The sequence below is a fragment of the Pseudidiomarina andamanensis genome (assembly GCF_009734345.1).
Classification (GTDB): Bacteria; Pseudomonadota; Gammaproteobacteria; order Enterobacterales; family Alteromonadaceae; genus Pseudidiomarina; species Pseudidiomarina andamanensis.
On record NZ_CP032551.1, the window covers coordinates 464,564 to 483,259 of the forward strand.

Annotated in this window: 19 protein-coding genes and 1 tRNA gene; 19 read left to right on the forward strand and 1 reads right to left on the reverse strand. The window is 46.3% G+C overall.

The window, feature by feature from the left end; translation table 11 throughout:
- The first annotated feature begins 18 nt into the window (after positions 1-18).
- From rpsB to D3795_RS02315, 17 genes are all read left to right on the forward strand, one after another.
- Positions 19-750, forward strand: coding sequence for a 30S ribosomal protein S2 (rpsB, locus tag D3795_RS02235; RefSeq protein WP_156265966.1), 732 nt, complete (start codon positions 19-21; stop codon positions 748-750).
- Positions 751-775: 25 nt separating this feature from the next.
- A complete protein-coding gene (gene tsf / locus D3795_RS02240) occupies positions 776-1,654 on the forward strand; it encodes a translation elongation factor Ts (RefSeq protein WP_156265967.1) in 879 nt (292 codons plus the stop codon).
- A 113-nt stretch (positions 1,655-1,767) separates the two neighbouring features.
- On the forward strand, positions 1,768-2,514 hold the full coding sequence (gene pyrH, locus D3795_RS02245; protein ID WP_156265968.1) for a UMP kinase: 747 nt from the start codon (positions 1,768-1,770) through the stop codon (positions 2,512-2,514).
- Between the two features lie 76 nt (positions 2,515-2,590).
- On the forward strand, positions 2,591-3,112 hold the full coding sequence (gene frr, locus D3795_RS02250; RefSeq protein WP_375294521.1) for a ribosome recycling factor: 522 nt from the start codon (positions 2,591-2,593) through the stop codon (positions 3,110-3,112).
- Positions 3,113-3,193: 81 nt separating this feature from the next.
- The gene (gene uppS / locus D3795_RS02255) at positions 3,194-3,967 is read left to right on the forward strand and encodes a polyprenyl diphosphate synthase (protein ID WP_156265970.1); all 774 of its coding nucleotides are present in this window, start codon (positions 3,194-3,196) and stop codon (positions 3,965-3,967) included.
- A 1-nt stretch (position 3,968) separates the two neighbouring features.
- Positions 3,969-4,832, forward strand: a complete 864-nt coding sequence (locus tag D3795_RS02260; protein ID WP_156265971.1) for a phosphatidate cytidylyltransferase — start codon at positions 3,969-3,971, stop codon at positions 4,830-4,832.
- A 1-nt stretch (position 4,833) separates the two neighbouring features.
- Positions 4,834-6,024, forward strand: a complete 1,191-nt coding sequence (gene ispC / locus D3795_RS02265; RefSeq protein WP_156265972.1) for a 1-deoxy-D-xylulose-5-phosphate reductoisomerase — start codon at positions 4,834-4,836, stop codon at positions 6,022-6,024.
- Positions 6,024-7,379 (forward strand): sigma E protease regulator RseP, encoded by a 1,356-nt coding sequence (rseP, locus tag D3795_RS02270; protein WP_156265973.1) that lies wholly within the window; start codon positions 6,024-6,026, stop codon positions 7,377-7,379. The genes ispC and rseP overlap by 1 nt, the downstream gene beginning before the upstream one ends.
- 38 nt (positions 7,380-7,417) lie before the next feature.
- Positions 7,418-9,934, forward strand: coding sequence for an outer membrane protein assembly factor BamA (gene bamA / locus D3795_RS02275; protein ID WP_156265974.1), 2,517 nt, complete (start codon positions 7,418-7,420; stop codon positions 9,932-9,934).
- Between the two features lie 20 nt (positions 9,935-9,954).
- A complete protein-coding gene (locus D3795_RS02280) occupies positions 9,955-10,470 on the forward strand; it encodes an OmpH family outer membrane protein (RefSeq protein WP_173020974.1) in 516 nt (171 codons plus the stop codon).
- A gap of 4 nt (positions 10,471-10,474) precedes the next feature.
- Positions 10,475-11,494: a UDP-3-O-(3-hydroxymyristoyl)glucosamine N-acyltransferase gene (gene lpxD, locus D3795_RS02285; protein WP_156265976.1), complete on the forward strand. Its 1,020-nt coding sequence runs from the start codon at positions 10,475-10,477 to the stop codon at positions 11,492-11,494.
- Positions 11,495-11,523: 29 nt separating this feature from the next.
- Positions 11,524-11,976 carry a 3-hydroxyacyl-ACP dehydratase FabZ gene (gene fabZ, locus D3795_RS02290; protein ID WP_156265977.1) on the forward strand — a complete coding sequence of 151 codons (453 nt, stop codon included), beginning with the start codon at positions 11,524-11,526 and terminating at the stop codon, positions 11,974-11,976.
- Positions 11,977-12,744, forward strand: a complete 768-nt coding sequence (gene lpxA, locus D3795_RS02295) for an acyl-ACP--UDP-N-acetylglucosamine O-acyltransferase (RefSeq protein WP_156265978.1) — start codon at positions 11,977-11,979, stop codon at positions 12,742-12,744.
- A gap of 20 nt (positions 12,745-12,764) precedes the next feature.
- A complete protein-coding gene (gene lpxB, locus D3795_RS02300; RefSeq protein ID WP_156265979.1) occupies positions 12,765-13,910 on the forward strand; it encodes a lipid-A-disaccharide synthase in 1,146 nt (381 codons plus the stop codon).
- Between the two features lie 115 nt (positions 13,911-14,025).
- Positions 14,026-14,985, forward strand: a complete 960-nt coding sequence (locus D3795_RS02305; RefSeq protein WP_156265980.1) for a glutathione S-transferase family protein — start codon at positions 14,026-14,028, stop codon at positions 14,983-14,985.
- Positions 14,982-15,812: a pirin family protein gene (locus D3795_RS02310; RefSeq protein WP_156265981.1), complete on the forward strand. Its 831-nt coding sequence runs from the start codon at positions 14,982-14,984 to the stop codon at positions 15,810-15,812. The genes D3795_RS02305 and D3795_RS02310 overlap by 4 nt, the downstream gene beginning before the upstream one ends.
- Positions 15,813-15,856: 44 nt before the next feature.
- Positions 15,857-16,825, forward strand: a complete 969-nt coding sequence (locus D3795_RS02315) for an NAD(P)H-quinone oxidoreductase (RefSeq protein ID WP_310942378.1) — start codon at positions 15,857-15,859, stop codon at positions 16,823-16,825.
- An 8-nt stretch (positions 16,826-16,833) separates the two neighbouring features.
- Here D3795_RS02315 and D3795_RS02320 read toward each other — a convergent pair.
- Positions 16,834-16,918: transfer RNA gene (locus D3795_RS02320), tRNA-Tyr, on the reverse strand.
- A gap of 86 nt (positions 16,919-17,004) precedes the next feature.
- Between D3795_RS02320 and xerD the strand changes: the two genes are divergently transcribed.
- Positions 17,005-17,928, forward strand: coding sequence for a site-specific tyrosine recombinase XerD (xerD, locus tag D3795_RS02325; RefSeq protein WP_156265982.1), 924 nt, complete (start codon positions 17,005-17,007; stop codon positions 17,926-17,928).
- Between the two features lie 34 nt (positions 17,929-17,962).
- The gene (dsbC, locus tag D3795_RS02330; RefSeq protein ID WP_156265983.1) at positions 17,963-18,694 is read left to right on the forward strand and encodes a bifunctional protein-disulfide isomerase/oxidoreductase DsbC; all 732 of its coding nucleotides are present in this window, start codon (positions 17,963-17,965) and stop codon (positions 18,692-18,694) included.
- Positions 18,695-18,696: the final 2 nt, after the last annotated feature.

Consider the following 18,696-nt stretch of genomic DNA (forward strand, 5'->3'; position numbering starts at 1 on the left):
TTAAAAAGGAAAATTATCATGGCAAACGTGTCAATGCGTGACATGCTGAAAGCTGGTGTACACTTCGGTCACCAAACCCGTTTCTGGAACCCAAAAATGAAGCCGTTCATTTTTGGCGCGCGTAACAAGATTCATATCATCAACCTTGAGAAAACTGTTCCGATGTTCAACGATGCGTTGAACTTCTTGCAACACGTTGCTTCAAACAAAGGTAAAATTTTGTTTGTTGGTACTAAGCGTGCGGCAGCAGACTCAGTACAAGAAGCTGCAATCAACTGTAAGCAGTTTTATGTAAATCACCGTTGGTTGGGTGGTATGTTGACGAACTGGAAAACTGTCCGTCAATCAATCAAGCGTTTGAAAGAACTTGAAACCATGAGCCAAGACGGCACTTTCGAAAAGCTAACCAAGAAAGAAGCGTTGGTTAACACCCGCGAAATGGAAAAGCTTGAGAAGAGCCTTGGTGGTATCAAAGATATGGCTGGCTTGCCAGATGTATTGTTTGTAATTGATGCTGACCACGAGCACATTGCAATTAAAGAAGCGAATAACTTGGGTATTCCAGTTATCTCGGTTGTTGATACTAACTCAAACCCTGATGGCGTTGATTACGTAATTCCTGGTAACGACGATGCGATTCGTGCAGTACAACTGTACTTGAACGCAGCGGCGGCAGCTATCAACGACGCGCGTGGCGCAGTTGTTGAAGGCAAAGCTGACGATTTCGTTGAAGCTGAAGAAACTGAATAAAGTCATCTGATTAGAGGACAAATACATGGCTATTACAGCAGCTCTGGTTAAAGAACTGCGCGAGCGCACTGGCGCTGGCATGATGGATTGCAAAAAAGCATTGGAAGAGACCGGCGGCGATATCGACGCGGCGATCGAAAATATGCGTAAAAGTGGTCAAGCGAAAGCAGCTAAGAAAGCTGGTCGCGTAGCTGCTGAAGGTGTAATCCTGACTAAGACCGAAGGTAATGTAGGTACTTTGGTTGAACTGAACTGTGAAACTGACTTCGTTGCTCGTGACGACAACTTCTTATCTTTCGGTGAGAAAGTTATCGAAGCGGCATTCGCAAACAAAGAAACTGACGTTGAAAAGCTGAAAGCAACCAACATCGGTGACGGCACTGTTGAAGAAGTTCGTGAAACGTTAGTTGCGAAAATCGGTGAGAACATGAACGTTCGCCGCGTGATCACTATTGAAGGTGGTGACTTGGTTGAAGCATATGTTCACGGCGGTCGTATTGGTGTATTAGTTGCAATCACTGGTGGTGATTCTGACTTAGCTAAAGACTTAGCAATGCACGTTGCAGCAAGCGCTCCACAGTTTGTGAAGCCAGAAGACGTATCAGCTGAAGTGGTTGAGAAAGAACGTGCAATTCAACTTGATATCGCAATGCAAAGTGGCAAGCCACAAGATATCGCTGAGAAGATGGTTGAAGGCCGTATGCGTAAATTCACTGGCGAGATCAGCTTAACTGGTCAAGCATTTGTGAAAGACCCATCAATCACTGTTGCAGACTTACTGAAGCAGAAAGGCGCTGACGTTCTTACTTTTGTTCGCTTTGAAGTGGGCGAAGGTATTGAGAAGAAAGCTGAAGACTTCGCTGCTGAAGTTCAAGCGCAAATGGCAGCTGCGAAAAAGGCTTAATGCCAATGACGCTGCCGACGACAAACAGTCGATAATAGAAACCGCATCCTGCTCGGCAGGATGCGGTTTTTTTTAGGGTGAACCCCCTTAAAACCTGAACATGGAGCGAACTGATGACACCAAGTAGCAAACCTGCATACCGCCGTGTACTTTTGAAATTAAGCGGTGAGGCGTTAATGGGCGATGAGCCTTTTGGCATTGATGCAAAAGTTTTAGACCGCATGGCTCAGGAGATAAAAGAGCTGGTTGAACTGGGCGTTCAAGTTGGTTTGGTGATAGGTGGCGGTAACCTATTTCGCGGTGAAGGCTTAGCCAAAGCCGGTATGAATCGTGTGGTTGGCGATCACATGGGTATGTTAGCGACCGTCATGAACGGGTTAGCAATGCGTGATGCGTTGCATCGAGCTTTTGTCAACGCACGCTTAATGTCAGCCATTGAATTAAACGGTGTGTGTGATAGTTATAATTGGGCTGACGCAATCAGTTTATTAAAATCAGGCCGAGTAGTGATTTTCTCTGCCGGTACTGGTAACCCATTCTTCACGACTGATTCAGCTGCGTGCCTTCGTGGTATTGAAATTGAAGCTGATTTAGTACTTAAAGGAACCAAAGTGGACGGCGTTTTTTCTGCCGACCCAGTAAAAGACCCTAACGCTCAGTTATTCCGTCAAATTAGCTATGATGATGTGCTACAACAGCAACTGAAGGTGATGGATTTAGCCGCATTTACGCTGGCGCGTGACCATAATTTACCTATCCGGGTTTTCAATATGAATAAACCAGGTGCATTAAGAGCCGTGATTATGGGCGAAGAAGAAGGTACACTAATAGCCAGCAAAAGCGTGATTGAGCAAGCATAAACTAAATTGTTTGTGCATTAAGAATTGAAAGGATAAAAACGTGATAAACGAAATTAAACAAGACGCCAAGCAGCGTATGGAAAAAAGCGTTGAAGCGCTGCGCTCACAAATTTCAAAAGTACGTACAGGCCGTGCGCACCCAAGTATTTTGGATGGAATTATGGTGCCGTACTACGGCGCGGACACGCCATTAAAGCAATTGGCGAATATCACCGTCGAAGACTCACGGACACTTGCGATTACGGTATTTGACAAGTCATCAAGTGGTGCTGTTGAGAAGGCGATTATGACGTCTGATTTGGGTTTAAACCCAGCTGCAGCCGGTACAGTGATTCGTGTGCCATTACCACCACTGACAGAAGAGCGTCGTCGTGACTTAGTTAAAGTTGTGCGTGCTGAAGCAGAGCAGGGCCGTGTTGCGGTTCGTAATATTCGCCGTGATGCGAACAATGATTTCAAAGAATTGTTGAAAGATAAAGAAATCACTGAAGATGAAGAACGCAAAGCAACGGATGAAATTCAGAAGCTAACGGATACCTACATTGCAAAAATTGACGAACTGCTGGCAGAAAAAGAAAAAGATTTGATGGAAGTTTAAGCAGTTATTCGTATTCCACGTTGGTGGACAGCGCCGTGTCAGGTATACTCGCACGGCGTTTTTTCTTGTATGGCATGACCTATGACAACAACGGAAGTATCGACAATAAAAATACCACGTCACGTGGCAATCATCATGGATGGTAACGGACGTTGGGCGCAAATGCGCGGTAAGCGCCGCACGTCAGGTCATAAGGCCGGTGCTGAAGCTGTTCGTGCAGCGGTCGAATTTGCTCGCAAAAAAGGTATCGAGTCGTTAACCTTGTTTGCGTTTAGCAGCGAAAACTGGAAGCGGCCAGAACAAGAAGTTTCAGTGCTCATGGAGTTATTTATGACGGTACTGAAACGAGAAGTTAAAAAACTTCATAAATACAATGTGCGCTTGCGAATTATTGGCGACAAGTCAGCATTTGGTGAGCGTTTACAAAAGCAAATGCAAGAAGCTGAAGCTTTGACCGCCGGCAATACTGCATTGAATTTAAATATTGCTGCGAACTATGGTGGGCATTGGGACATTACCCAAGCTGCGCGTAAATTAGCAGAGCAAGTTGCAGCGGGGCAGCTAACGCCGCAGCAAGTTACTGAAGAGCAACTAGCGAAGCAACTTGAACTGGCGGATCAACCAGTGCCAGATTTATTAATAAGAACAGGAGGCGAACACCGAATTAGCAACTTTTTGTTATGGCAATTGGCCTACGCAGAATTTTATTTTAGTAAGGTATTATGGCCAGATTTCGATGACCGCGAATTTGCTGCAGCCATTGCAGATTTTAGCTGTCGCGAAAGACGTTTTGGGCTGACCAGTGAGCAGCTACAACAAGCCATTTTAGATACCGACGTGACATCCGGGGACTAGTTTGCTTAAACAACGTTTAATAACTGCACTTATTTTAATCCCATTAGCATTATATGCGGTGTTTGGGCTGCCATTGTTATGGTTTGCAATTGCCGTTATTGGGTTAATGGCCGCAGGCGCTTGGGAATGGGCGCCACTGATGAACGTAACTCGTACAAGTGCACGCATTGCTTACACCGCATTCGTTGCGGTACTTCTCGGTTTGCTCATGTGGTTAGTGCCACTTGATAAAATCTGGTTAGATGGCGAGCTTGACCCCATTATTTACACATTGATTATCATCGGCTGTGTATGGTGGTTAATTGCCATCGCGCTCGTTATTAATTATCCAAGAAGTAGAAGGGTATGGTCACGTACCCGTTCTATTGTGGGCGTTTTTGGATTATTGACACTTATTCCTGCATGGGCTGGATTAGTTGCTGTGCGCTCATTAAATTATGCCGAGCAACCGTTGTTTGGCGGTTTTGCAGTATTGTTTGTGCTGTTGTTAGTGTGGGCAGCCGACGTTGGTGCTTATTTTGCTGGCGTGCGCTACGGTCGCAATAAATTAATGCCGGCAGTTAGCCCCGGTAAAACGATGGAAGGTTTATGTGGTGGCATTACCCTCGCGTTTGTCGTGATGATGGTGTTAGCCCACTGGTTAAAGATTCCAGCCGAACAATTTAGCGGTTACTACATTACTGGTTTGGTAACTGTAGTTGCGTCGGTGTTTGGTGATTTGAATGAGAGCATGTTTAAACGCTGTGCTGGTGTAAAAGACAGTGGTTCATTATTACCTGGTCACGGCGGTATTCTTGATCGAATCGATAGCTTAACTGCTGCGTTACCAATTTTTACGCTTTCCTACCTGTGGTTTTTAACCTGATATGAAGCAACGCGTTACCATTCTTGGAGCAACCGGTTCAATTGGCCAAAACACCCTAGCGGTGATGGCTAATCATCCCGACCAATTTGAGCTATTTGCGGTAACCGCAAACGGCAATGTGGCAGATATGATCACGATCTGCCGACGCTTCAAGCCGCGCTACGCGGTAATGGCTGATAAGCAAGCTGCTCAACGCTTGCAACAAGAATTGGCAGATCTTAACTGTGAAGTTTTGGGCGGCGAAGAAGCGGTTATCGCCGTGGCCGCCGACGCTCAAGTTGATACTGTGATGGCAGCAATTGTTGGTGCTGCAGGGTTACTGCCGACCATGGCTGCAGTGAAGGCTGGCAAACGGGTTTTACTTGCGAATAAAGAAGCACTAGTGATGTCTGGGCAGCTGTTTATGGACGCTGTAGCGAAACATGGTGCAGAACTTTTACCAATTGATAGCGAACACAACGCGATTTATCAGTGTTTACCTTTAGACGTTCAGCAGCCACTGGGGCATGCCGATTTGGCCGCTGCAGGTATTCATCAGATTTTGTTGACGGGCTCAGGCGGGCCATTTCGAGAGCTGCCAATTGCCCAACTAGCGCAGCAGACACCAGCCGCAGCCTGCAACCATCCAAATTGGTCTATGGGGCAAAAAATCTCTGTCGATTCAGCCACCATGTTGAATAAAGGCCTTGAGTATATTGAGGCGCGTTGGTTGTTTAATTGCAAAAAAGATCAGATACAGGTGTTGGTGCACCCGCAAAGCGTGATTCACTCAATGGTCAGTTATATCGATGGTTCGGTTATTGCTCAGTTGGGGCAACCGGATATGCGTACGCCTATTGCTTACGGTCTTGGCTACCCGAAGCGAATTGAAAGCGGTGTACAGGCGTTAGACTTTCTGCAATTGGGCGAATTAACCTTCATGCCCGCAGAAGCGGCAAGATACCCATGTCTTCAGTTAGCCATTGATGCTTGCTGGGAAGGACAGTGGGCGACCACAAGCCTCAATGCGGCCAATGAAATTGCTGTGGCCGCATTTTTACAAGAACGCATTCCATTCACCGCAATTGCTGAGATTTGTGATAGGGTGTTACAGCAATTGAGCGCTGTTGAAATAACAACGGTCGAAGCATTAATTGAACTGGATACAAAAGCGCGTGCTATAGCACGACAGCAGGTGGAGCAAGTTTCGTAATGGGTGGTATTGTCTGGTCGCTTGGCGCATTTGTCATTACTCTTGGTATTTTGGTGACCTTTCATGAGTTTGGACACTTTTGGGTAGCGCGTCGATGTGGCGTTAAAGTGCTGACCTTCTCGGTTGGTTTTGGTAAACCGATTTGGCAGCGCCAAGCTGCAGATGGTACCGTTTATCAAGTTGGCTTGATTCCGCTGGGTGGCTACGTTCGGATGCTTGACGAGCGCGTTGACGAAGTGCCGACTGAACAACGTCACTTAAGCTTTAATTCAAAATCGGTGGCGCAACGTGCCGCAATTATTGCTGCAGGGCCAGTTGCCAATTTTATTTTAGCAATTGGTGTTCTGTGGTTAATGTTTTTAATTGGCGTGCCGTCAGTGAAGCCGATTATTGGCAGTACCGTTCCAAATTCAATTGCTGCCGATGCAGGAATTGCTACGCCAGTAGAAATTGTTGCTGTTGATAATCAACACACCGCTGATTGGCAGCAGGTTAATCTTAATCTTGCCGCCGCTCTTGGCAACAATCAGGTTGTATTGCAAACGCGCGATGAGAATAACCGTTTGCGCGATTACACCTTGAATATTTCGCAATGGCGCTTGGATGATAGCCAACAACCGACCTTCTTAGCGTTAGGTATGCAACCGTTTCAACCAGAGGTTTCACTGGAACTCAGTTATGTTGCGGAAAACTCACCTGCTGCGGAAGCCGGATTGCAGCTGCAGGATAAAATTCTTCAATTCAACGGAACTCCTGTTACCGATTGGCCTCAAACCAGAGACTTCATTGTTCAAGCGCCGGGGCAACTCGTTGATATAACGATTGAACGACAAGGCGAGGAGCTAACAATTCCGGTTCGTTTGGGTAGTCGAAAAGTGAATAACCAAGCAATCGGCTTTTTAGGGGTAGAACCAACCGTTGCACCGTATCCGGAAAGCTATCGATTTACCCAGCAATATGGTGCGATTGAGGGATTGTGGCGCGGTGTAGAGCGTACTTGGGAACTCATGGTTCTCAGCGTCAAGATGATTGGTAAGCTTGTTACCGGAACAGTTTCCGTTAGTAATTTAAGCGGGCCTGTCGCAATAGCCGAAGGTGCTGGGGCGACAGCCAGCTATGGTTTAGTTTATTTTTTAGGGTTTCTAGCATTAATTAGTGTCAATTTGGGCATCATCAATTTAGTACCATTACCGGTATTGGATGGCGGGCACCTCGCATTTTTGGCCATTGAAGGCGCAAGAGGAAAACCCGTTTCTGAACGTGTTCAAGAGATTTGTTACCGTATTGGCGGTATTCTAATTTTTGCGTTAATGGCAATTGCGATTAGTAATGATATTTTGCGGTTGTCGCAATGAAACGACATGTACAACATAAAACAATTAAGTAGCACAGAATGACGTTGAAACAGCTGTTTTTAAGCGCCCTCGTTGCAGCGGCGGCACTGCCGGCTTACGAGGCGAGTAGTGCAGAAAATAATTCACAAGTAAATGCCGAAAATTTTGTCGTTGAAGACATTCGCGTTCGTGGTTTACAGCGCGTCGCATTAGGCGCAGCGCTAACCTACATTCCTATTCGTGTTGGTGACGAAGTGGATGCTAACCGTATTCGCGCTGCCATTCGCTCGTTAAACTCTGCAGCATATTTTGAGAACATTATCGTTAAACGCGATGGCAACACGTTAGTGTTCGAAGTTGTTGAGCGGCCAACCATTTCAAGCATCGAGTTTGATGGCAACAAAGAAATAAAAGATGAGATGTTGGAAGAGAGCTTAACTGACAGCGGCATTGTTGTTGGTGAACAGCTCGATCGTACGATGATCTCGTCAATTGAAACAGGGCTTGAAGACTTCTTCCACGGTGTTGGTAAGTATAATGCGACCGTGGATATCAATGTGATTGAGTTGCCACGCAACCGAGTCCGCTTAGAACTTCAATTTGAAGAAGGTGATTCTGCAGAAATTCAGCAAATTAACATTGTTGGTAATAGTAGCTTTTCCGATGACCAGTTATTGGCTGACTTTGAACTGAAAGATCAGCTCCCATGGTGGAATTTTATTGGTGAGCGGCGCTATCAGAAACAACAGTTGACCGGTGATCTTGAGAAACTAGAAAGTTTTTACCGTAATCGCGGTTACCTAGCGTTCCAAGTTGAATCGGTTCAAGTAAGTATGACGCCTGATAAAGAGGGCGTTTACATTACCATTAATGTGAACGAAGGCGAAGTTTATGATATTCGTGAAGTGAATGTTATTGGTGATTTAAAAGGGCATGAAGAAGTCATTAAGCGCCTTACCTCAATTGATCCTGGCACGCGCTATAACGCTGAACAAATTACGTTTTTAGAGGATGCTATTTCACGTTATTACGGCCGTTTTGGCTATGCTTACCCTGAAGTTCGGGCTATTCCGGATATGCAAGAAGGAAGTAACGAGGTTGATTTAACCTTCTCAGTTAATCCTGGTCAGCGTATTTATGTCGAACGGATTAATTTCATTGGCAACAACGTGACAGCTGATGAAGTATTGCGTCGTGAAATGCGTCAACTTGAAGGTGCGCCACTCAATGATCAATTGATTGAGCAAAGTAAGGTGCGTTTGGAGCGTTTAGGTTATTTTGAAACGGTGGAAACGTCGACTCGTAAATCGGATACTGAAGATGATCGCGTTGAAGTAGACTTTACAGTTAAAGAGCAACCATCAGGAAGTTTTAACTTTACCTTGGGTTATGGCGATTACTCGGGCTTCCAGATTGGTTTAGGTTTATCGCAAGAAAACTTCTTAGGTACCGGTAACCGCGCAGCGATCAACGTGAACACGAACCGCTACAATAAGAGTGCATCTGTCTCATACACCGATCGCTATTTGACGAAAGACGGTGTGAGCCTGTCCGGCCAGCTTTATGTAAGCGAGTTTGATGCTGGTAATCTTGAAAACTATATTCGTTACAACAAAAAACAATATGGTATTGGCAGCTCAATTGGTTTTCCAATTAACGAAGTAACGAGCTTAAACTTTGGTGCGACATATCGAAATGAGCAGATCAGTAATGTCGATAGTTACGAGCAAGTATCGCGCTTCTATCGTCCATATCTCGATGAGCAAAACCCGAATTTGGGTGTGAAGTTTGATATCTTTGAATTATCGGCTGGTATTAGTCGGGTGACCCTGAACCGAGGGATGTTCCCAACCGCTGGTTCATCGAACAGCTTGAGCGTTGAAGTTGCCACGCCGAATAGCGATGTAAATTATTTCCGTACCAACTATGATTATCGCCATTATTTCCCGATTAACGATAGCCATAGTTTTGTCTTTATGACACGTTTGCGTATTGGTTACGGTAACGGTTACGGCACCGATGATAATGGTAACGAGTACCTGTTCCCATTCTATGAGAACTTCCGTTTGGGTGGTCGTGATAACTTGCGTGGTTTCGAAGGGAATACCATAGGTCCGCGCGCCATTTATCGTTATCCACAAAGTATTCCGGGGCAACCAGGCTATGACGGTATTCCTACGGGCCTACCGGCCTATCCAGGTGCCGACCAAGTTGCTGTTAGCCAGTACTCGGTAGGTGGTAATGCAATGGCAGTAGGTGGGTTAGAGTTAATTGTGCCGACGCCGTTTATTTCTGAAGAGAATAAAAACACCGTACGTACCAGTTTTTATCTCGATGTAGGTAACGTATGGGATACTGAGTTTGACTATGCGACCTATAGTCAACTAGAGCTGCTCGGTAATTCGGCACCATTGAAAGATTATAGTGAGCCAACGCACTATCGCGCCGCGGCCGGTATTTCTATACAATGGATTTCACCAATGGGGCCAATCACGTTATCATTTGGTCGGCCGATTAAATCAGAAGAGACCGATCGTACGCAAACGTTTACGTTCAATATCGGTACAACATTCTAATAAGTATCAAGGAGTTAATAGTGAAAGCTATCGTTAAATCTAGTATCGCAGTTGCTTTATTGTCATCTGCATTTTTTGCCAACGCGGCAGAAGCACAACAGAAAATTGGCTTTGTAAGCATGCAAGAAGTTTTGGCTAACTTACCACAAGCCCGTAATCTTGAGCAGCAAGTTCAAGACGAATTCAAAGGTCAAATTGAAGAAGTGACTAAGCTCGAAGAGCAAATGCGCGCACTAAGCGAGAAAGCGCAGCGTGATGCATCAATTATGTCACCAGCTGAGCGCATCAAAATGGAACGCGAAATGGAAATGCTCGACACGACACGCCAACTGAAAGTAAAAGCGTTGCGTGAAGATATGGGCCGTCGCGGCAATGAATTACGCGACAAGCTAATGACTGATGTTATGCGCAACGCTCAAGCGGTTGCAAGTGAGCAAAGCTTTGACGTTGTGTTGCAAAGCAGCGCATTAGTTTATGCAGCAGATTCAGCAAACTTGACTGATGAAGTTGTCAAAAAGATGACTGGTGGAAACTAAGTTAATGCAAACACTAACATTGCAGCAGCTTGCTGACGCAATTGGTGCAGAAGTTCAGGGCGATGCAGCCCTTACTGTAACCGGTGTTGCAACACTTGCCTCGGCTCAGCCGGGGCAAATTGCCTTTTTGGCCAATGAAAAATATCGCAGCCAACTCGATGCCTCGAAAGCGAGTGCGGTGATTGTAGCTCCCGATGTTCATGTTCCTGATGGCATGTCCGCGCTACGTACACGCAACCCTTATGCGGGATTTGCGAAAATTGCACAGCTACTGGACACCACGCCGAAACCAGCTGAACATATTCATGCCAGCGCACAGGTCGATCCGAGTGCAAAAATTGGGAAAAACGTTGCCATTGGTGCGAATACGGTGATTGCTGAAAATGTCGTGTTAGCAGACAATGTGACCATTGGTGTCGGTTGTTATGTTGGGCCAGGTACTCACATTGGTGCAAACACGCAATTGTGGCAACACGTGGTGATTTACCACAATTGTGTGATTGGTGAACATTGCTTGGTGCACGCTGGTACCGTTATTGGTGCCGACGGATTTGGTTGGGCCAATGAAGGTGGCAAGTGGATTAAAATTCCACAACTAGGTCGCGTGGTCATTGGTGACCGTGTTGATATTGGTGCGAGTACGACCATTGACCGCGGTGCGCTTGACGATACTGTTATTAGCAATGGCGTGATTATTGATAATCAGTGTCAAATTGCTCATAACGTGTTTATTGATGAAGACACAGCTATTGCGGGATGTACGGTGTTGGCGGGAAGCTGCCGCATTGGTAAGCGCTGTTTAATTGGTGGCGCGACTGCAATTAATGGACACATCTCAATTTGTGACGATGTGCAAATCAGTGGTTTCTCAATGGTTATTAAGGAAATTACTGAACCTGGCGCTTATGCTTCAGGTATTCCTGCTGCGCCACAACGTGAGTGGCGTCGCAACGGGGCTCGTTATCGTCAGCTAGACGACTTGTTCCAGCGCGTGAAAAAAATTGAAAAACAACTCGAACAATAATTAATTAATGATAAAACGAGGATGACGCTTTGTCTGCAGATGGCGCATTTGATATTAAAGAAGTTCTTCGGTTATTACCGCACCGTTATCCATTTCTGTTAGTGGATAAAGTGGTTGCGTGTGACAACAAAACCACCATTCATGCGGTTAAAAATGTTTCAGTCAATGAGCCGATTTTTACTGGGCATTTTCCGGAAAATCCTATTTTCCCGGGCGTGTTAATTTTAGAAGCACTCGCGCAAGCGGCTGGTTTGCTCGGCTTTAAAATTACTGAAAGCAGCCCTGGCGTGAATGACCTATACTTATTTGCGGGCGTTGATAACGCACGCTTTAAACGCCAAGTGTTACCCGGTGACACCATGAATTTGCATGTGACATTTGAAAAAGAGCGCCGCGGTATCTGGGTGTTTAAAGGTCGTGCGGATGTTGACGGTGAGTTAGCATGTAGCTGCGATATCATTTGTGCAAGAAGGGAAGTCTAAGTGATTCATCCGACCGCCATTATTGATGACTCAGCACGCATTGGCAACAATGTCGAAATTGGTCCGTACACGATTGTCGGGGCTCATGTTGAAATTGGTGACAATTGCGTCATTGGCCCGCATGTGGTGTTACGTGGACCGACGGTGTTGGGTAAAAATAACCGAATTTTTCAATTCGCATCGGTTGGCGAAGATTGCCAAGATAAGAAATACAACGGTGAACCAACGCGCTTAGTGATTGGTGACAATAACGTGATTCGTGAATGTGTGACCATTCATCGCGGTACGGTGCAAGATCAAGGGTTGACCCAAATTGGCAGCAATAACTTGCTGATGGCTTATGTGCATGTGGCGCATGACTGTATGGTGGGAAATAACGTGATTCTTGCCAACAACACCACCTTGGCCGGTCATGTGCATGTTGGCGATTGGGCGATTTTAGGTGGCTTTACCGGGGTGCATCAGTTCTGTCACATTGGGGCGCATGCATTCACTGCAGTTAACTCAGTGGTGGTGCAAGATATTCCACCATACATCATGGCGCAAGGTCACAATGCGGCACCGCGAACAATTAATGCTGAAGGGTTAAAGCGCCGTGGCTTCCAACCGAACCAGATTCTGAATATTAAGCGCGCATTTAAATTGCTGTATCGTCAAGGGTTAACCATTAATGAAGCGGTAGAAAAGATGCGTGAACTTGATGCAGAAACTGAGTTGTCACCGCTGATTGATTTCGTTCAAAATAGCCAACGCGGTATTATTCGTTAATTTTTTAACGACAAGACACCATGACAACCTCAACAACTCCTCTCATTGCGGTGATAGCCGGCGAACATTCGGGTGACTTACTCGGTGCTGGCATGTTGCGTGAGCTTCGCCGTTTGTATCCCAACGCTGAGTTTATCGGCGTTGGTGGACCATTAATGCAAGCGCAAGGTCTGCAAAGTCTTGTACCCATGGAAGACTTGGCAGTCATGGGCATAGCTGAAGTGCTGGGAAGTCTATTCAAACTACTTAGACATCGCCGATTACTTGTAAATACCTTCTTAGAACGTCGCCCTGACGTTTTTATTGGTATCGATGCACCCGATTTCAATTTGCCGATTGCAAAACGTCTCAAAGCCGCTGGTATCAAAACCGTGCATTATGTCAGTCCGTCAGTGTGGGCATGGCGTCAAGGTCGTATACATGGCATTAAGCAAGCGGTTGACCATGTGCTGTGTCTATTACCATTCGAAAAAGCCTTTTACGATGAACACGAACTCGCAGCGACCTTTGTTGGGCACCCATTAGCAGATGCAATACCAATGCAGTGGCTAAAGAGTGATGCTCGTGGGCTGCTTCAGCTTGATAGCGAGTCACAGTGGATTGGTGTTTTGCCAGGCAGTCGCAAAGGCGAGATTGCACGCATGGCGCCATTATTTTTGCAGGTTGCAAAACGTTTGTATGCAGATAACCCAGCTTTGAAATTTGTGACGCCAATGATCAGTGCTGCACGAGCCGAACAATTCAAAGTACTCCAACAACAGATAGCGCCTGAACTGCCGTTAACGATGATTGATGGCCAGTCTCGCGATACCATGGCGGCGTGCGATGCGGTATTACTTACATCGGGTACGGTTACTTTGGAAGCCATGTTAATTAAGCGACCAATGGTGGTCGCCTATAAATTTAACTGGCTAACGTATCAATTGATCAAGCGGCTGTTTAAAGCCCGATTTTTCAGTTTGCCTAATTTGCTTGCTGATGAATTATTGGTTCCAGAGTTCGCGCAAGAAGAGGCGACGGTTAATAATTTGACGGCAGCACTCGCATTACAACTCGAGCCGCAAGCTGAACAAACCGTTGCGCGATTTACCGAATTACATCATCAATTGAAGCAACACGCCGATGTGCTTAGTGCACAAGTTGTGAGCCAGTTAATTTCTGATTAAGTGTCGATTGTTCGATTTTTTCGAATATAAAGCCCCGAATTTCTCAATAATCATTCGATAACTTACCCGTTATACTCTATTCCAAGACATCCGAATTATCTTTAAGGAGATCGTCATGGGATTACTCGTCGACGGAAAATGGCAAGATAAGTGGTATGACACCGATAGTACCGGTGGCAAGTTCAAGCGCAGTGCGGCGCAGTTTCGGAATTGGATTGAGGCAGATTCGAACGCAAAGTTTCCAGCACAAAGCGGGCGCTATCATCTATACGTCAGCTATGCTTGTCCATGGGCGCATCGCACGCTTATTTTTCGCCAGTTAAAAGGGTTAGAGCAGCACATTACTGTTTCCGTAGTGCATCCACTAATGCTTGAAAATGGCTGGGAATTTGCTGAACAACCGCTGAATGATGATTTATATAGTCTAGATTTTCTGTATCAACTTTATTTGAAGGCAGATAGTGAATATAGCGGTCGCGTTACCGTTCCGGTGCTTTGGGATAAACAACAACAAACCATCGTAAGCAATGAATCGGCGGATATCATTCGCATGTTTAATAGTGCTTTTAACGATATCACGGGCAATACGTTAGATTTTTATCCAGAGAAACTTCAACAAGACATTGATTCCATCAATGACTACGTTTATGACCGCGTCAACAACGGTGTTTATAAGTGCGGCTTTGCTACCCAGCAAACGGCCTACGAAGAAGCATTTGAAGAGTTATTTGAGGCGCTTGATAAGTTAGAAGAGCGACTTGCGACGCAATCCTATTTGGTTGGTGAGACGTTAACTGAAGCAGACTGGCGTTTGTTTACCACATTGGTACGCTTTGATTCCGTTTATGTGGGGCATTTCAAAACGAACAAGCGCCGTATTGTGGACTATCCTAATCTTTGGAACTATGTGAAAGCGTTGTATCAAGTACCGGGTATCGCTGAAACTGTCGTTATGGATCATATCAAGCAGCATTATTACGGTAGCCATCATATGATTAACCCTACGGGTGTTGTTCCAGTCGGGCCACAACTTGATTTTTTAGCATCGCACACGCGTAAAGAGGTGGTGTTATGAGCAATGTCATTTTAAGTCGTCACCGCGGTATGCCAGCTCAAGATGGCGCCGGTGTGAAGTTGACGCGTATTGTGAACCAGCCAAGTCTGCGTTACCAAGATCCATTTTTAATGTTGGATGAGTTTCGCTCGGATAATCCAAACGATTATATCGCAGGATTTCCACCGCATCCGCATCGAGGTTTTGTTACCTTAACTTACATGCTGGCAGGTCGGATGGAGCACAAGGATTCCAACGGCAATACCGGTGTGGTTGAGGCTGGTGGTGCACAATGGATGAAAGCAGCACGCGGAATTATCCACGCCGAAATGCCAAAGCAAGAAGATGGGTTGATGTGGGGATTTCAACTTTGGATTAACCTGCCGGCTGCGCGCAAGATGGAAGCTGCGGATTGGGCGGACTATCCGCAAGCTAAGCTTGGGGTGGTAAATTATGACAATGCGGAAGTTCGCGTCATTGCCGGTCAATTAGATGGTCAAGAAGGGCCAATACAGCAACCTGAACAGCGTTTCCTGATGCTCGATGTTCGGCTCGATCAAGATGCAGAGCTAATGGTTCCAAGTCAACAGCAACAGACGCGTTTAGCCTATGTTTATGCTGGAACCGTGACCGTGAATGACAAACAAGTTGAACGTGGTGAATTAGTGCGCTTGAATCAAACCGATGACTTGCAGTTGAAATCGGTTAACAGTTCGGTGGGCATGATAATTTTAGCTGGCGAACCAATTGGTGAACCTATCGCGCAGTACGGACCTTTTGTGATGAATTCACAGGCAGAAATTGAACAGGCGTTGCGTGATTATCAATCGGGTAAACTAACCGCCTAACTGAGTTTCGATCTCACTGTTGTGACATTCCATAAGGAGAATTTATGTCCGCAAGTATGCAAGTCATTGTTGCCGGTGAGCAGCAGGTTCAATGGCAACATCGACCACAGCCACAAATCGCTGCGGACGAAGTACTCATTAAAGTTGCCTACAGTGGTATGAATCGAGCCGATTTAATGCAATTGGCTGGTCATTATCCGCCACCGCCAGGCGCATCTGATGTACTTGGCCTAGAAGTGAGTGGTGTGGTTCATGCTGTGGGAACTGACGTGGGCGCTTTCAAAGTTGGCGACCGCGTATGCGCACTGTTAACCGGTGGCGGCTATGCGGAATATGTTGCAGTACCAGCAGCCCAAGTCCTACCTGTACCAAAAGGCATGGATCTCGCTCAAGCCGCAGGAATTTGTGAGGTTTTTGCCACAGCGTGGTACAACGTTTACGGTTTAGCCGCAGCACAACCCGGTGAACGCGTTCTCGTGCATGCGGCAGCAAGTGGCGTTGGCCAGGCGTTATTGCAACTTGCGCGTGAACTTGGCAATCCAACATTCGCAACAGCGGGTAATGACGATAAGCTTGCGCATGCAAAACGACTCGGTGCAGAACAAGTATGGAATCGACGCGATGGTAGTTTTGTTGACGCAGTGAAGGCATGGGGGGGCGCCGATATTATTCTAGACCCGGTTGCTGGTGACTATTTGGCGTGGGATCAACAAGTGCTGAATCTTGATGGCAGGTTAATTGTCATTGGCTTAATGGGTGGGCGCGAGGCGCAACTTGATGCTGGCAGACTGTTGATGAAACGCCAACGGATTATTGGCAGTACTTTAAGAAGCCAACCGCCGCAGGTAAAAGCACGAATTATGGCTGAATTATACGCACATGTTTGGCCGCTGTTTGAGCAATCAAAAATAACGCCAAATATTGATGAGGTGATGCCAGTTGGCGAGGTTGATCAAGCTTTTCAGCGCTTGCGCGATAATGCGACGCAGGGCAAATTGATTTTGGTTTGGTAAAAAAGTAGTGGTGGAGGGGGCAGGATTCGAACCTGCGAAGGCTGAGCCGTCAGATTTACAGTCTGATCCCTTTGACCGCTCGGGAACCCCTCCACGCGAGGGCGGCATAATAGCAGATTGAGAGTCACTGTAAACCCGTTTATGATGTTGGCATTGGAATTAAACAACGAAGTGAACCAATGAGCCCAGCAAAGCCAGCCGATGCGATACCTTTTGAAGTCGATGAAGAAATTGCTAAGTTTCTTGATCGGCTTTGGCTCAAACAGGGCGTTAGCGAGCACACCAGTGCCGCGTATCGTACCGATTTGCGCAGCTTTCAGCGTTTTCTCAGTGAATATCAACAGGCACAGTTACTTCACGTGACCAGTGCCGATTTAGAGCGCTATTTGTTGTGGCGTCGGCAAAATGGTTTTTCTCCTCGCAGCACTTCTCGTGCGCTCAGTGCGTTAAAGAAATTTTATCAGTATGCAGTTGCTGAGCGATTGTGTTCGAGTGACCCAACAACCCGCTTAGCTCGTCCGAAACAACCGCAATCTATTCCTCACAGTTTGTCTGAAGCCGAAGTGGAAGCTTTATTAACGGCACCAGATAGTGACGACCCAGTGCAACTTCGTGACAAAGCCATGCTCGAAGTCTTGTATGCAACGGGCTTGCGAGTAACCGAGTTAGTAAACTTGCAAGTCGATCAGATTCACTTTCAACAAGAGCTCGTGCGAGTTGTCGGTAAGGGTAACAAAGAACGTTTGGTACCTTTGGGGGAAGAAGCTTTAGATTGGCTGCAGCAGTATTTCAAAGATGGTCGTCAGCAACTGCACGCGCAACCCGGCGATTGGGTGTTTGTGACTCGACGCGGCGGGCCTTTGACGCGACAAGCATTTTGGCACCGAATTCGCTATTATGCTCAACGTGCTGATATACGCTCTCATTTGTCGCCGCATACATTACGTCATGCGTTTGCAACCCATCTATTGAACCATGGTGCCGATTTGCGGGTGCTACAAATGCTATTGGGCCACAGCGATTTATCGACGACACAGATATATACACACGTTGCACGCGAACGTTTGCAGCAATTACATGCAAGCCATCACCCGCGTGCATAGTTAGGATTCGACAGCAGTGAACATAGGATAATTCATGAAGTACTTGGCAGTTTTGGGTTTAAGTTTCTTTGCAATAGCGTGCTCACCTGAGCAAACAACTATAGCGGAATCGAAAGCACCAGTTGCAAATGGCGCGTTTGATACCAGTCACATGCAACGCATGGGCTTTGTTGTTGAGTCGGCGCGTCCGGCACATATCGATGGGTTAATGGAAGTTATCACTGATCAAGGGTTAGTTTATGCAAGTGAAGATGGTCGACATATTGTTAGTGGTAGAATCTTCGACATAACCGGAAGCGAACCAAATAACGTTAGTGAAATGGTTCTTGAAGCCATGCGAGTAAAAGATTTAGCGCAGGTTGAGGATACAGTGATTGAATACACTGCCACGAATGAAAAGCATGTCATTCATGTGTTTACCGATACCAGTTGTGGTTATTGTCGCCAGTTACACGAACGCATCGATGAATACCTTGCTCTGGGCATTACTGTGCGCTATTTAGCATGGCCACGTAATGGCATGCAAAGCAGCGCTGCCACAAGCTTGAAAAATGCGTGGTGTGCGGATGATCAGCAAGCTGCGTTAAGTGCGGCCAAAAATGACGCCCCCTTAGTTTCAAAGCAGTGCGATGACCCAGTTGCGGAGCATTATGCCCTAGGCCATAAATTCGGAGTTCGTGGTACGCCAGCTATTGTGTTCGAATCAGGACGCATGTTACCTGGCTATGTACCGCCAGAGCGTTTAGCTGCAGAACTCGATAAGTAATG

Coding starts and splice junctions, on each gene's coding strand:
- rpsB (WP_156265966.1), top strand. CDS start 19: ATGGCAAACGTGTCAATGCGTGACATGCTGAAAGCTGGTGTACACTTC.
- tsf (WP_156265967.1), top strand. CDS start 776: ATGGCTATTACAGCAGCTCTGGTTAAAGAACTGCGCGAGCGCACTGGC.
- pyrH (WP_156265968.1), top strand. CDS start 1,768: ATGACACCAAGTAGCAAACCTGCATACCGCCGTGTACTTTTGAAATTA.
- frr (WP_375294521.1), top strand. CDS start 2,591: ATGGAAAAAAGCGTTGAAGCGCTGCGCTCACAAATTTCAAAAGTACGT.
- uppS (WP_156265970.1), top strand. CDS start 3,194: ATGACAACAACGGAAGTATCGACAATAAAAATACCACGTCACGTGGCA.
- ispC (WP_156265972.1), top strand. CDS start 4,834: ATGAAGCAACGCGTTACCATTCTTGGAGCAACCGGTTCAATTGGCCAA.
- rseP (WP_156265973.1), top strand. CDS start 6,024: ATGGGTGGTATTGTCTGGTCGCTTGGCGCATTTGTCATTACTCTTGGT.
- bamA (WP_156265974.1), top strand. CDS start 7,418: ATGACGTTGAAACAGCTGTTTTTAAGCGCCCTCGTTGCAGCGGCGGCA.
- lpxD (WP_156265976.1), top strand. CDS start 10,475: ATGCAAACACTAACATTGCAGCAGCTTGCTGACGCAATTGGTGCAGAA.
- lpxB (WP_156265979.1), top strand. CDS start 12,765: ATGACAACCTCAACAACTCCTCTCATTGCGGTGATAGCCGGCGAACAT.
- D3795_RS02305 (WP_156265980.1), top strand. CDS start 14,026: ATGGGATTACTCGTCGACGGAAAATGGCAAGATAAGTGGTATGACACC.
- D3795_RS02310 (WP_156265981.1), top strand. CDS start 14,982: ATGAGCAATGTCATTTTAAGTCGTCACCGCGGTATGCCAGCTCAAGAT.
- D3795_RS02315 (WP_310942378.1), top strand. CDS start 15,857: ATGTCCGCAAGTATGCAAGTCATTGTTGCCGGTGAGCAGCAGGTTCAA.
- xerD (WP_156265982.1), top strand. CDS start 17,005: ATGAGCCCAGCAAAGCCAGCCGATGCGATACCTTTTGAAGTCGATGAA.
- dsbC (WP_156265983.1), top strand. CDS start 17,963: ATGAAGTACTTGGCAGTTTTGGGTTTAAGTTTCTTTGCAATAGCGTGC.